At 37.1% G+C, this 14,119-nt stretch carries 14 protein-coding genes; 2 read left to right on the top strand and 12 right to left on the bottom strand.

All coding sequences use genetic code 11. The features are described from left to right. Positions 1-140 precede the first annotated feature (140 nt). Positions 141-377 carry a hypothetical protein gene (locus ACXVYO_RS19485; protein WP_458468254.1) on the bottom strand — a complete coding sequence of 79 codons (237 nt, stop codon included), beginning with the start codon at positions 375-377 and terminating at the stop codon, positions 141-143. A gap of 101 nt (positions 378-478) precedes the next feature. Here ACXVYO_RS19485 and ACXVYO_RS19480 point away from each other — a divergent pair, with 101 nt between their 5' ends. After that, positions 479-610, top strand: coding sequence for a hypothetical protein (locus ACXVYO_RS19480; protein ID WP_001241581.1), 132 nt, complete (start codon positions 479-481; stop codon positions 608-610). 56 nt (positions 611-666) lie between these two features. Here ACXVYO_RS19480 and ACXVYO_RS19475 read toward each other — a convergent pair whose 3' ends face one another. From ACXVYO_RS19475 to ACXVYO_RS19455, 5 genes are all read right to left on the bottom strand, one after another. Then, complete coding sequence (locus tag ACXVYO_RS19475; protein ID WP_000914190.1) at positions 667-1,140, bottom strand: MaoC family dehydratase; 474 nt, start codon at positions 1,138-1,140, stop codon at positions 667-669. Positions 1,141-1,356: 216 nt separating this feature from the next. Beyond that, positions 1,357-2,295, bottom strand: a complete 939-nt coding sequence (mdh, locus tag ACXVYO_RS19470; protein WP_000153234.1) for a malate dehydrogenase — start codon at positions 2,293-2,295, stop codon at positions 1,357-1,359. Between the two features lie 19 nt (positions 2,296-2,314). Beyond that, positions 2,315-3,607: an NADP-dependent isocitrate dehydrogenase gene (gene icd / locus ACXVYO_RS19465; protein WP_000206899.1), complete on the bottom strand. Its 1,293-nt coding sequence runs from the start codon at positions 3,605-3,607 to the stop codon at positions 2,315-2,317. 160 nt (positions 3,608-3,767) lie between these two features. Further along, complete coding sequence (gene citZ, locus ACXVYO_RS19460) at positions 3,768-4,916, bottom strand: citrate synthase (RefSeq protein WP_170956880.1); 1,149 nt, start codon at positions 4,914-4,916, stop codon at positions 3,768-3,770. Positions 4,917-5,302: 386 nt separating this feature from the next. After that, positions 5,303-5,764: a DUF441 domain-containing protein gene (locus ACXVYO_RS19455; protein ID WP_000625507.1), complete on the bottom strand. Its 462-nt coding sequence runs from the start codon at positions 5,762-5,764 to the stop codon at positions 5,303-5,305. Positions 5,765-6,185: 421 nt separating this feature from the next. Between ACXVYO_RS19455 and ytvI the strand changes: the two genes are divergently transcribed. Further along, entirely contained in the window at positions 6,186-7,304 is a 1,119-nt protein-coding gene (ytvI, locus tag ACXVYO_RS19450; protein ID WP_458468253.1) for a sporulation integral membrane protein YtvI, read from the top strand. Between the two features lie 666 nt (positions 7,305-7,970). Here the strand turns inward: ytvI and ACXVYO_RS19445 are convergent. The 6 genes from ACXVYO_RS19445 to ACXVYO_RS19420 form a co-directional block, all read right to left on the bottom strand. Then, entirely contained in the window at positions 7,971-8,360 is a 390-nt protein-coding gene (locus ACXVYO_RS19445) for an FxsA family protein (RefSeq protein WP_097818355.1), read from the bottom strand. 197 nt (positions 8,361-8,557) lie between these two features. Further along, positions 8,558-10,315 (bottom strand): pyruvate kinase, encoded by a 1,758-nt coding sequence (gene pyk, locus ACXVYO_RS19440; RefSeq protein ID WP_458468252.1) that lies wholly within the window; start codon positions 10,313-10,315, stop codon positions 8,558-8,560. Between the two features lie 53 nt (positions 10,316-10,368). Then, complete coding sequence (pfkA, locus tag ACXVYO_RS19435; RefSeq protein WP_000821161.1) at positions 10,369-11,328, bottom strand: 6-phosphofructokinase; 960 nt, start codon at positions 11,326-11,328, stop codon at positions 10,369-10,371. 128 nt (positions 11,329-11,456) lie between these two features. Continuing rightward, positions 11,457-12,431 carry an acetyl-CoA carboxylase carboxyl transferase subunit alpha gene (accA, locus tag ACXVYO_RS19430; RefSeq protein WP_458468251.1) on the bottom strand — a complete coding sequence of 325 codons (975 nt, stop codon included), beginning with the start codon at positions 12,429-12,431 and terminating at the stop codon, positions 11,457-11,459. Continuing rightward, a complete protein-coding gene (gene accD, locus ACXVYO_RS19425) occupies positions 12,419-13,288 on the bottom strand; it encodes an acetyl-CoA carboxylase, carboxyltransferase subunit beta (RefSeq protein ID WP_000942872.1) in 870 nt (289 codons plus the stop codon). Before accD ends, accA begins: the two co-directional genes overlap by 13 nt. Before the next feature lie 185 nt (positions 13,289-13,473). Next, the gene (locus tag ACXVYO_RS19420) at positions 13,474-14,118 is read right to left on the bottom strand and encodes a FadR/GntR family transcriptional regulator (protein WP_458468250.1); all 645 of its coding nucleotides are present in this window, start codon (positions 14,116-14,118) and stop codon (positions 13,474-13,476) included. Between the last annotated feature and the right edge of the window lies 1 nt (position 14,119).

The raw sequence follows: 14,119 nt of genomic DNA, 5'->3' as shown, positions 1-14,119 counted from the left end.
TCCAAGTTATAGACTTGAAACCTTCTTCATCCTAGTATTTTCCCCGTTATTCTCATCATACTAGAAAACAAGGTCCCTCTCAATATAATTGTCTATTCATGGATTCAGATTATTCTATTGTAATTACTCAGGCACTCCAATTAACGTGTTGTTATCCATACTTTATACACTTCTATATCGTTATTAAACTCCACATTCGTATAAATATTAAATCCTCGATTTTGCGCTAACAAAAAAGCAAGAGCATACGCTATTTTATAGTCTAGTGTTTCATATCCATCAAATACTCTTCCATACATTTCATTTGCGACCCCATCTGCCCACACTTCAGCTTCTCTTATCGTTTCAAAAATAACGTCTTCTTTTTTCCATCTCATCTTAAAAAACCACTCTTTCAATTGACTTCAATTATCAAATCAAGATATAGTAAATATTGTTAATCTAAAAATCCTAATATAAAAGATAAGGAGACTCTATTATGCGACTAGTGCTACCTATTCTATCTTTAATAGTAACGTGCATTCTTACATTCAACGCCCCAAGCTGGGACACGATTAAAACAGGTTGTTCCGATTTCGCCGAAGGATTCACACAAGGATTCTTCAACTAAAAATAGCGCTAGCCCCTTATAGTAAGGTATGCTAGCGCTATTCATATTTTCATGTTTTAAAAATTATCTAATGCTTTTTCCATAATAGAAACTGATTTAAAAGGCGGCGTTACTGTTAAAGAACCTTTTACAACCGTTTCTCCTTTTTCATCATGGGCAGATACAAGCATATCAATTGTATGTTCCTCCTCGGAAACAGCCACAACTTCAAAGTGGATTTGTAACGTTTCATAATGGTGAACATGCTTCACGAACGTAAGGTCCTTCCTTGTAATATGACTACCTGGACCTGGTAAATATTTCGTAACTGCCGTTGTAATCATTCCCGTTAGCATAATGCTTGGTACAATCGGCTTCTCATACGGAGTTTGGGATGCGTAATCATGCTGAATATATAATGGATTGGCATCATTTGTTAACCCTAAGTACAATAACAAATCTTTATCCTCAATTTTTTCAGTGATAGATAATTTCTCTCCTACTGTAATTTCATCCATTCTACGACCAATTTGAACTTTTTTCTTTAACATGTTACAACCCCCTCCGATTTTTTCACCTTATTATCCTACTAAAACCGATACCTAATCCGAAATTTACTATGATGAGGGCAATGTATAGTATAAATCTATAGTTTCATTATAGGATACACCAAATGATAGCGTTTTCATATTATTTCAAAAAAACATTTGAATAAATAGTAGAAAAAGATTCGGGACCCCGAATCTTTTTCCGCTTATATTTAATTATTAAACAAGAACCTTCATAACATTACGTACAGATTCTACAGAGCGATCTAACGCTTCTCTTTCATCTGCAAGAAGTTCTAATTCAATAATTTTTTCAATTCCGTTACCACCTAGAATTACTGGTACCCCTAAGTAAAGGTCGCTATAACCATATTCACCTTCAAGGTACGCAATAGCCGGTAATACACGGCGTTGATCTTTTAAAATTGCTTCTGTCATTTCAACTAAAGAAGCAGCTGGTGCGTAATATGCACTACCGTTTCCTAATAAGCCTACAATCTCGCCGCCACCTTTACGGGTACGTTCTACGATTGCTTCTAAACGCTCTTTCGGAATTAACGTTTCTAACGGAATGCCACCTGCATAAGAATAACGTACAAGAGGTACCATATCGTCACCGTGGCCACCAAGAACAAATCCTGTAATGTCTTTCACAGAAAGATTTAATTCTTGTGCAATAAATGTACGGAAACGAGCTGTATCTAATACGCCCGATTGACCGATAACACGCTCTTTCGGGAATCCTGCTTCTTTAAATACAGAATATGTCATTGCATCAACTGGATTTGTTAATACAACAATAATGGCATTTGGTGAATGTTTTGCAATGTCGCGCGTAATACTTTTCATAATTTTAGAGTTTGTTGCTACTAAGTCATCACGGCTCATACCAGGCTTACGTGCAATACCTGCTGTAATAACGACAACGTCAGAATCAGCAGTATCTGCGTAATCAGATGTTCCAATAATGTTAGCATCAAAACCTTGTACTGGGCTCGCTTCTAACATATCCAACGCTTTCCCTTTTGTTGGATTTTCCAGTTGTGGAATGTCCACTAATACAACATCTGCAAGTTCTTTTTGTGCTAATAAGAATGCTGTTGTTGCTCCTGTAAATCCTGCACCGATGACTGAAACTTTCTTGCGTTTGATTGTCATAATTTACCCCCCGCTTTAATTATGCGTTTTTGATTATCGCTACATCCATATTTTTAATAAGTTCATTAGCGAACTCAGAACATTTCACTTCTGTTGCACCTTCCATTAAGCGTGCGAAATCATAAGTTACTACTTTTGAAGCAATTGTGTTCTCAACAGAAGCAGTTACTAATTTCGCAGCTTCGTTCCATCCTAAGTGCTCTAATAATAATACACCAGAAAGAAGAACTGAAGATGGGTTTACTTTGTCTAAACCTGCATACTTTGGAGCTGTACCGTGTGTAGCTTCAAAGATAGCATGTCCAGTCACATAGTTAATGTTTGCACCAGGTGCAATACCGATTCCACCTACTTGTGCAGCAAGTGCATCAGAGATATAGTCTCCGTTTAAGTTCATTGTTGCAACAACATCGAACTCACGTGGACGAGTTAAAATTTGTTGTAAGAAGATGTCTGCAATAGAATCTTTTACGATGATTTTTCCAGCCACTTCAGCATCTGCCATCGCTTTATTCGCTGCATCTTTACCATCTTTCTCAACGATACGGTCATATTCAGCCCAAGTAAATACTTTGTCGCCGAATTCTTGTTCCGCTACTTCGTAACCCCAGTTTTTGAAAGCACCTTCTGTAAATTTCATAATGTTTCCTTTATGAACTAATGTAACAGAAGAACGTTTTTCGTTAATTGCATATTGAATTGCAGCACGAACAAGACGCTTTGTCCCTTCTTCTGAGATTGGTTTAATACCAATACCAGATGTTTCTGGGAAGCGGATTTTATTAACACCCATTGCTTCTTTTAAGAAAGCAAGAACTTTTTCTGCTTCTGGAGATCCTTGTGCATATTCAATTCCAGCATAAATATCTTCTGTATTCTCACGGAAAATAACCATATCAGTATCTTCCGGACGTTTTACAGGTGAAGGAACACCTTCAAAATAACGAACTGGACGTAGACATACATATAAATCTAATTCTTGACGAAGTGCTACGTTTAGAGAACGAATACCACCGCCAACTGGAGTTGTAAGTGGACCTTTAATCGCGATTAAATATTCACGGATTAAATTTAAAGTTTCTTCTGGTAACCACTCGCCTGTTTGGTTGAATGCTTTTTCCCCTGCAAGCACTTCTTTCCAAACGATTTTCTTCTCACCATCATAAGCTTTTTCAACTGCTGCTTCTAGTACACGAGATGCAGCTGCCCAAATATCAGGACCAATTCCATCTCCTTCGATAAATGGAATAATCGGATTGTTTGGTACATTCATAACACCATTAGTTACAGTAATTTTTTCACCTGTCGTCAATGTGATAACCCCCATGTTTGAAATTTCATATGTATGAAACTGAGGGAATAACCCCTCAGTTCAAACCGTTATTTAAATTAAAATATTCTAATCATTACGTCTTTCCGAAAAAATCAGACTTTTGAAAGCGTATTTTCACTATCAAAATAGTGTTTTTCGCTTATCGTTGTGCAATTGGAACATACACTTGATGTGTTGGTCCATTATAATCAGCACGTGGACGGATTAAACGGTTGTTTTCATATTGTTCTAGAATATGAGCTAACCAGCCTGACATACGGCTAATTGCAAAAATAGGTGTAAATAAGTCATGGTCAATTCCTAAACAATGGTATACAGAAGCTGAATAGAAATCAACATTTGGTGGAAGACCTTTTTCTTTTGTTACAATGTCTTCAATTTTGATAGACATATTATACCATTTGTCTTCTCCTAAAAGCACGCATAATCTCTTGGACATTTCGCGTAAATGTTTCGCACGCGGATCACCCTGCTCATATACACGGTGGCCAAAGCCCATGATTTTCACTTTATTTTGAAGAGCATTATGAATATATGATTCTACATTTTCTTCTTCGCCAATTTCAGTTAACATCTTCATTACATTTTCATTTGCCCCACCGTGAAGAGGACCTTTTAACGCACCGATTGCTGCCGTAATACCAGAATATACATCTGAAAGTGTAGCGACACAAACACGTGCAGTAAATGTAGAAGCGTTTAACTCATGATCTGCATGAAGTACAAGCGCCTTATCAAAAGCTTCAATTTCAACTTCATTTGGCTCGCGATCATTTAACATATACAAGAAGTTTGCAGCTAATGATAAATCGTTTCTAGGCTCAACAACATCTAAACCTTTACGAATTCTTGCATAAGCAGCAACTAAAGTTCCCACTTGAGCCTGCAATTTAACCGCTTTCAAATAATTGGAGTTTTCATCCATAATTTCAGCGCTCTCATCGTATAATGATAGCATGGAAATTGCAGTTCGTAAAACAGACATCGGATGTGCGATTTTCAAATCTACTTGTTTCAAATATGTTAAAATCTCACCTGGAACTTTATAGTATTCCGATACAGTCTCTTTAAATTTCGCTAGTTCTTGTTCATTAGGAAGCTTGCGATGCCATAATAAGTACACTACTTCTTCAAACGTAGCATTCTCAGCTAAATCATCAATATTATACCCAACATATGTTAATGTATCATCAATAATAGAGCTCACAGATGATGTTGTTGCTACTACCCCTTCTAAACCTCGAATAACAGTCATGACATTCTCTCCTTTTCCTGAAAATTCTCCCAACCTTGCTCCTTATATCTATTTGCTCCCCTTTTGAATTATGAACGCCCGTTCACTCTTTAGGCAAGCAAAATGCACGATCATGCAAATTTGTTGCGATGTTCCCCTCTTATGTCCATTGTTTACATGGAAAGCATGAGCGTGAATGTCTCCCCGAATCCTCACGCTCAAAACAACAAGTTAGTGAGGAAAATTAATTCCGAAGAGTTTTATGATAAAAACAACATAAAACAATATCATTATAAAATTGTTTTATGTTGTTTTTATTTTATCTGGTGTAAAGTCTCTGCTGTTATGTAACTTTTCAAAGTTTCTAATCCTATTATAAACAATTATCTGACTTTTGTGAACAGAAAGAATTCAAAATTTTTATATTACTATAAAATTCCTTATTTAAACATCTGTATAATACTCATAACTGCATAGGCAATTCCAGCCCCAATTAATGGACCTACAGCAACTCCATTAAATAAAGCAACCGCTATAATTGTCCCGAAAACGAGCGCAGTTGTAATATGAGGGTCCGTCGTCAATAATTGTACGCCGCCTTTCGCTAACAAAGCAACCGCAACCCCTGAAGCTAAAGCAATCCATGCATAATACGATTTCGCTGCTTCTCCAAGTTGTTTAAAACCTATTTCCCCCGTCGCAATCGGCACGAGTACTGCTATTGTAATAACCGTTACACCTAGGTTAATGCCTTTCGTTTGTAGATAAGGAAAGACCTTATCTCCTAAAAACGTAAATTTCAATAAAAATAACACACCAATAGCCACAGTAAGCGATTGGTTTTTCGCAATAAGTCCTATAATAAGTAGTATGAATAAAAATAACGTTGACTGACTAATCATGTTTGCACTTCCTTTCTGAAAATAATGAACTCATTTCCAAACAAAAATACCTTTAAACCTATCGTTATACATGCTATATCGATGTATATGCAACAATAACCACTTCATTTTTTACATATTTTAAAATGACAAATTGAAACGCTAACCATCAAAAATTTAAGCATGTATACATTTTTAAAAACGGTCGTCTCTCCTTTCTTTTCTAATAAGAAACAGGTAAAATAAAAAGAAGAGAAAATGAAGTTTTTACCATATAGTAGAAGCATCAACACCATGCCTTTCCGGTCACTCATATACTGAAAAAGCAGGAAAAATCCATCATTCCACTATAGCATAAAGTGAAACTTTAATCAGTGGCGACACACTCGTTATAAGTTGAACGAATTAGGTTAATCCAAATTGGAATGGGAGGTATACATCTTTGAACCGAAACTTACTATATATGATATTGCGACTCATATTTGTCATTGTAGCAGCGGTAGCCGGGTTCTATGCATTACTATATATATCAGGACTTATCTACCCTTTTATTATCGCTTTCGCATTTGCTTATTTGATTAATCCTGTCGTCAATTTCCTTAATCAAAAACTACAATTCCCTCGCGCACTAGCAGTACTCGTTAGCTTAATTCTCGTATTCGGAGCTATCGTCGGACTCGTTACATATCTTGTAACAGAAGCAATATCTGCCACAACATACTTACTACAACTTGTTACAGTAAAGTTTCCAGATATCGTTGCATTCGCACAACAATTTGCACTTAATCATATTATGCCTCTCTATGATGATTTAATTTCTAAATTTAATCATCTTGGGGAACCACAGCGCTATACGATTACACAAAACATTCAAAACTTAGGAACCGAAGCAACGACACAAATGAAAGAACTTTTAACTGCTATTATAAGCGGGTTAACAAATTTCATTAGTGCATTACCAACAACTTTAACTGTTCTTGTATTCGTTTTATTAGCCACTTTCTTCATTAGTTACGATTGGCACCGTCTTGCTCAGAAAGCAAGAAAGTTTTTGCCCAATCGTGTTCATGGCTATGGAAAAACTATTTTTGTCGATTTAAGAAAAGCTTTATTTGGTTTTGTTAAAGCACAACTTACACTCGTATCTATGACAACTGTTATTGTACTAATCGGACTGTTAATATTACGCGTACCATACGCCATTACTATCGCGATTATTACAGGGGTTGTAGATTTACTCCCTTATCTAGGAACAGGCGCCGTCTTCGTTCCTTGGGTTATATACGTATTTTTCACTGGCGACACTGCTTTCGCCATCGGTCTTCTCATCTTATACATCGTCGTGATTGTCCAAAGACAAATTATGGAGCCTAAAGTACTTTCATCTAATATCGGCCTCGATCCATTAGCAACACTGATTGCTCTATTTGTCGGCTTTAAACTCTTTGGCTTTTTAGGATTAATCATCGGTCCAGTCACCTTAGTACTACTTAATACATTGCACAAAGCTCGTGTATTCCATGATTTGTGGAAATATATTAAAGGCTCACCTTCAAAATAATAGTTTCTAATTCATATACAACAAAAACTTACATGTAATCAGTGGGAAATTCCCACTGATTATTCCTTGTACTGATTATTCCTTGTACTTATTTTTCATACTTATTACATCAACAAGAGAATTGCCCCCAAAAAGGATCATTCTCTTGTTTTTTTGTATAAAAAACGTATATTTCGAGGTCTTTTTACATATTTATTCTATTATTTTTATAATTATTACTTACATTTATTACTTTTTATGTAAATGAATAAATATACAAAACAGCTTAGAATGAGACTTAAACTAATAACTTTCCTGTTCTTATCTAACTTTTCCATGCCAATTAATTCTTTTTATATACAAAAACAAGTTTGAGTTCACAAAAATTTTCGTGCAGCAGACTCATTAAGAGCTACCAACTCCCCAAATCACATATCCAATCAAAAAACACACAGCGAATACAATAAAGTGAAACTTTAATCAGTGGGGGTTTTCTTCATCCCCCACTGATTATTAGCCCTCACCAATCGGACTTTAATGGGCAGTCCGATTTCCACTTAACTCCTTCTTCACACTCACCAGATGTTAAGGTAGGATAAAGTGCATCTTTAATTAACTTAGCTTTAATCCCCCCCCTCATCCTTTTACGCGCAAAAAAATAGTGCTTAGATCGCTATAATCTAAGCACTATTTCTGAACAATAATAGTAGAGTTCTTTCTAAACTTCCATTCCATCCATTTCATAACAAATGGCTTCAATAAAGCCCTCGTCACAGGGATAACAAAGATCAAACCTATTATATCCGTTACATATCCAGGAAGTACCAAAAGAATACCTCCTACAAAGATAAAAATACCATCGAGTACTGCCGCCCCTGGCATTTCTCCTCTATTCAACTTAGATTGAATCTCTCCAAGTACTTTAAATCCTTGCCTTTTCGCCAAATAGACACCTACAACACCCGTAAATACAATCATAGCGAACGTAGACCATAAACCTATTACATGACTCGATCCAATTAAGACTGTAATCTCAATCGCTGGTATTAAAATAAACAAGAATAGTAACCACTTCATAGTTCTACACTCCTCTCACATACCATCACTTTAAACGCCCTCACAACGCTCATATACACCACACAAAAGCCAAATACATTTCATATCAAACCTCATAATAAATAGCTTTTAAAAGCAATTTCAGACGTCTTAAGCTAGTTATACCTCATTTTTGTGTAAAAAAAAGAGAAGGACTCCGATCCTTCTCTCCGTATTACTTATAGCACTTCCGCATGTCCATTATAAACAATTCCGCGTGCTGCATCAACTGTTACTTCTTGGCCATTTTTTAAAGTTGCTGTTACGCCGTTTACACCAACGATAACAGGAATACCGATTGATACACCTACAACAGCCGCGTGGCTTGTTAGACCGCCTTCTTCTACAACTAGAGCAGCAGCTTTTTCGATTGCAGGAATCATATCTTTATCAGTGCTTGTTGTAACAAGGATATCACCTTTGTTTACGTTCGCTACAGCTTCAGCAGCTGTTTTCGCTACAACTACTTTACCTTTTGCAGCTTTACGACCGATTCCTTGTCCTTTCGCAACTTCTTCACCAACAACGTGGATTTTCATTAAGTTTGTTGTACCCGTTTCAGCAACTGGTACACCAGCAGTGATTACTACAGTGTCTCCAAGTCCGATTAGACCTGCATCCATACCTGTTTGAATTGCAGTATCTAACATTTCGTCAGTAGACGCTGCACGTTTTCCAGCCATAAATGCTTGTACACCCCAAACAAGTGCAAGACGACGTCCTACTTGCTCGTCAGATGTTACAGCTACGATTGGAGATTTCGGACGGTATTTAGAGATCATTTTCGCAGTATATCCACTTTCTGTTGGAGCTACGATTGCAGCTACATCAAGAGCAAGTGCTGTATGCGCAACAGATTGGCTAATTGCATCTGTAATTGTTGGAGTGAACTCTTTAATACGTTTTTTGAACATATCTTCATACTGTAATGATTTTTCAACACGTACTGCAATGTTAGCCATCATTGTTACTGCTTCTACCGGGTATTGACCAGCAGCTGTTTCACCTGAAAGCATGATTGCATCTGTACCATCGAAGATTGCATTAGCTACGTCACTTGCTTCCGCACGAGTTGGACGTGGGTTACGTTGCATAGAATCTAACATTTGTGTCGCAGTAATAACTGGTTTACCTAACACGTTACATTTTTTGATTAGACGTTTTTGTACTAATGGTACTTCTTCTGGTGGAATTTCTACACCCATATCACCACGAGCTACCATTAAACCGTCAGAAACTTCTAAGATTGAATCGATGTTATCGATACCCTCTTGGTTTTCGATTTTTGGTACGATTTGGATGTATTGAGCTTTATTCTCTTCTAATAATTCACGGATTTCTAATACGTCAGATGCTTTACGTACGAATGAAGCTGCGATGAAATCAACTTTTTGCTCGATACCGAAAATGATATCTTTTACGTCTTTTTCAGTGATACCAGGAAGCTTAATGCTTACGTTTGGTACGTTAACACCTTTTTTATTTTTTACAGTTCCGCTGTTAAGAACTTTTGTACGGATGTTTCCGTCAGCTTTTTCGATTACTTCTAGTTCGATAAGACCGTCATCGATTAGAATACGAGAACCTGGGTCTACATCGTCATAAAGACCAGCATAAGATACAGAGAACTTCTCTGCAGTACCTAATACTTGCTCAGTAGAAAGAACTACTTCTGCACCTGTTACAAGCTCAGCTTGTCCGTCTACGAAGTCGTGAGTACGGATTTCTGGACCTTTTGTATCAAGTAAGATACCAACTGTTTTACCAGTTTTCTTTGAAGCTTCACGAATGTTTTTAATACGAGCGCCGTGCTCTTCATGGCTACCATGAGAGAAGTTTAAACGAGCAACGTTCATACCCGCTTCGATTAATTGTTCTAATTTTTCAATACTTTCACTAGCAGGACCTATAGTACATACAATTTTAGTTTTACGCATATTGCACCTCCGAAAATTATGAAACCGTTCCCAAATATCCGACATTAAGCCGATTAGATGGATAATTCTTTAGATAATTGATACATATCTTTATCGATTGTATGCTTTTGAGCTAACGCTTCGATAATGTCATGATCAACAAGTTTATTATCTTGAATACCTACACAACGTCCACCTTTACCAGCAATTAATAATTCAACTGCTCTTGCGCCAAGACGACTTGCTAATACACGGTCTTGTGCACTTGGTGATCCACCACGTTGTACGTGACCTAACACAGTTACACGAGTATCAAAGTTTGTTGCTTCTTCAATATGCTTACCGATGTCAATTGCACTTCCAACACCTTCAGCCACAATGATAATACTGTGTTTTTTACCACGTTCACTACCACGCTTCAGACGAGCAATAACATCTTCCATGTCATACTCTTCTTCTGGAATTAAAATTGTTTCAGCACCATCAGCTAAACCAGCCCATAATGCGATATCTCCAGCATGACGTCCCATTACTTCGATAACATATGTACGTTCATGAGATGTAGCTGTGTCACGAATTTTATCAATTGCATCAATAACAGTGTTTAAAGCTGTATCGAAACCAATTGTGAAGTCTGTTCCAGGGATATCATTGTCGATTGTACCTGGTACACCAACACATGGGAATCCTTGTTCAGTTAATTTTTTAGCGCCTTGGTAAGAACCATCTCCACCAATAACAACAAGTCCTTCGATACCGTGTTTCTTTAATTGCTCGATACCTTTTAGTCGTACTTCTGGGTCTTTAAACTCAGGACATCTTGCTGTATATAATTTTGTACCACCGCGGTGGATAATATCGCCAACAGAACCAAGTTCTAATTTTTCAATATGACCAGAAATTAATCCAGCGTATCCATGGTAAATACCATATACTTCAATATCATGGAAAATCGCTTTACGAACAACTGCACGAATGGCAGCATTCATACCAGGTGAATCTCCACCACTTGTTAATACACCAATACGTTTCATTTGTACTCACCTCATAAAGATTATTTGCCTTATAATAAAATAACACGAAAAAATATAAAAACACAATGGAGAAGATGTGTCTTTTCATAATAAAAACGTGCATTCGCGAAGAGGAACGCACGCTTTTATTATTTTATCCCAATGGAAGCGTTTGAAAACGAAACTTGCCCAATTTTCATATATTTTTCATAACGTTTTTCGATTAATTCATCTTTCGAAATTTCGCTTAATTGTTCAAAAGTTTTCTTAAGCATTAAATCTATATTTTCTGATTGTTTTAAAATATTACGATGTGCTCCGCCTTTTGCCTCTGGAATAATTTCGTCAATTACACCTAATTCTTTCAAATCTAATGCTGTAATTTTCATCGCTTCTGCAGCTTCTTTTGCTTTACCAGCGTCTTTCCAAAGAATTGCCGCCGCACCCTCTGGTGTAATAACAGAATACGTGGAATTTTCCAGCATATGAATGTAATCTCCTACTCCAAGACCTAACGCACCACCACTACCACCTTCACCGATAACAATACAAATAACAGGTACAGTTAAACCCGCCATTTCAAATAAATTACGGGCGATCGCTTCACTTTGTCCACGTTCTTCAGCTGCTTTACCAGGATAAGCTCCCTTCGTATCAATGAAACAAATAATAGGACGATTAAACTTTTCCGCTTGTTTCATTAGACGCAGTGCTTTTCGATATCCTTCTGGATGAGGCATCCCAAAATTACGACGAATATTTTCTTTCGTATCTTTTCCGCGTTGATGCCCAATTACAGTTACTGGCATCCCCTTATATTTCGCAATGCCGCCGACAATCGCTGCATCGTCGCCAAATACGCGATCTCCATGACATTCAAAAAAATTAGTAAATAAGTGCTCAATATAATCGAGCGTTGTTGGTCGTTCTGCATGACGAGCAATTTGAACACGGTCCCATACTTTCATATTGCCGTATATATCTTCCTCTAATTTTTCTAACTTGTCTTCCAAAATACGAATCTCCTCACTGAAGTCCATCTGGCTGTTTTTCGTATAGTCTTTCAGTTCACGAATCTTATTTCTTAGCTCAACAACTGGTTTCTCAAATTCTAGCTCTGCCATACAGCCATTTCCCCTCCTTGATGAACTTCTAAAATCTTACGGAGCGATTCTCTCATATCATCACGATGCACCACCGCATCTAATTGACCGTGCTCTAATAAAAATTCTGCCGTTTGGAAATCTTCCGGTAGTTTCTCACGCACTGTTTGTTCAATTACACGTCTACCAGCAAATCCGATAAGTGCACCTGGCTCTGCAAGATTGTAATCACCAAGTGAAGCGAAACTTGCTGAAACCCCGCCCGTCGTTGGGTGAGTCATAACAGAAATAAATAACCCTCCTGCATTACTATGCTTTTTCAAAGCTACGCTTGTTTTTGCCATTTGCATTAAACTTAATATCCCTTCCTGCATACGGGCACCACCCGACGCAGTAAAGATAATAAATGGAACTTGTAAGTCGTATGCTTTTTCAACTGCACGGGCAATTTTCTCTCCTACAACAGAGCCCATGCTGCCCATTCGAAAACGAGAATCCATTACTGCAACAACAACAAGCATGTCATCAATTGTTCCTTCACCAGTTACAACCGCTTCGTTCAATTCAGTCTTCTTACGATCGCTCTCTAGTTTCTCTTCGTACCCTGGAAACTCGAGTGGATTTAATGAAACCATTTCTTTGTCATACTCACGGAATGACCCTTCGTCCAATATACTATCAAGACGTTCCCATGCATTCATAGGATGATGATATCCACAATTCACACATACTTTTAAATTTTTTAGAACCTCTTTCGTATACATGATTTTTTTACATTTCGGACATTTTGTCATAACGCCATCTGGTACATCTTTTCGTACTTGTTCTGAAGGTATTGCAGCGTACTTTTTCTTTTTCACGAATAAATCTCTTAGCACAATTTGACCCCCTTCGTTGAGAGCTAAGGTTAGCGCAAGAAGAAAATTGGGCTAACACCAAAGTTTGATGTTAGCCTTATCTTCTCAATCTGTCTAATAACCTCACTCTTTACGTTTAACTTTAACCGCTACGCGATAGAATGTTTGTCATAACGTGTCATGGTCATTTCGACAAATTTTATACATTACGAGTGAAACTGTATATTCTCTACTAATTCATCGTAAATTTTTAGTGCATCACTTTCTTGTTTTTCTTCCAAAGTAGCATAAAGCTTTCTATACATATCGATAGAATCTCCTGAAACTTTACAAGAAAGAGTTGATACATAATCATTTACGATCATCCAAATGCGATAAAGTAAATAATTATCGACTTGTTCAATAAGTGTTTTAAAAAACGTTTGATGAAGCATTGGAATTGAGTTTTCATTTTCTTCAAGCACTTTGTGTAATTTACTTAGCACTTTAGAAAACGTCTCTTTCGGTAAATTACATACAATTCGAATCATATCTTTCTCAAGCAATCCTTTTGTTTGTAATAAATCACGAATTGTTTTCTCATCTTGCAGCAAGAACGGCGCAATCAATTGTACAAGACCGTTATCGTAAAAGTTTCGAATAAACGTCCCTTCACCACGTCTCGTTTCAATCAATCCTACCAGTTCTAAAGCACGCAATGCTTCTCTTACAGAGGAACGCCCTACGTTTAAACGTGAACTTAACTCACGCTCAGACGGCAAACGATCCCCCGCCACCAATCCATCTTCTTCCATAATGGAACGGATTTTTTTTACAATTTCGAGATATACTTTTGTATTTGATGATGTCAAT

It is taken from the genome of Bacillus sp. BC08 (genome assembly GCF_054326875.1).
This window is presented reverse-complemented; position numbering and strand designations above follow the sequence as displayed.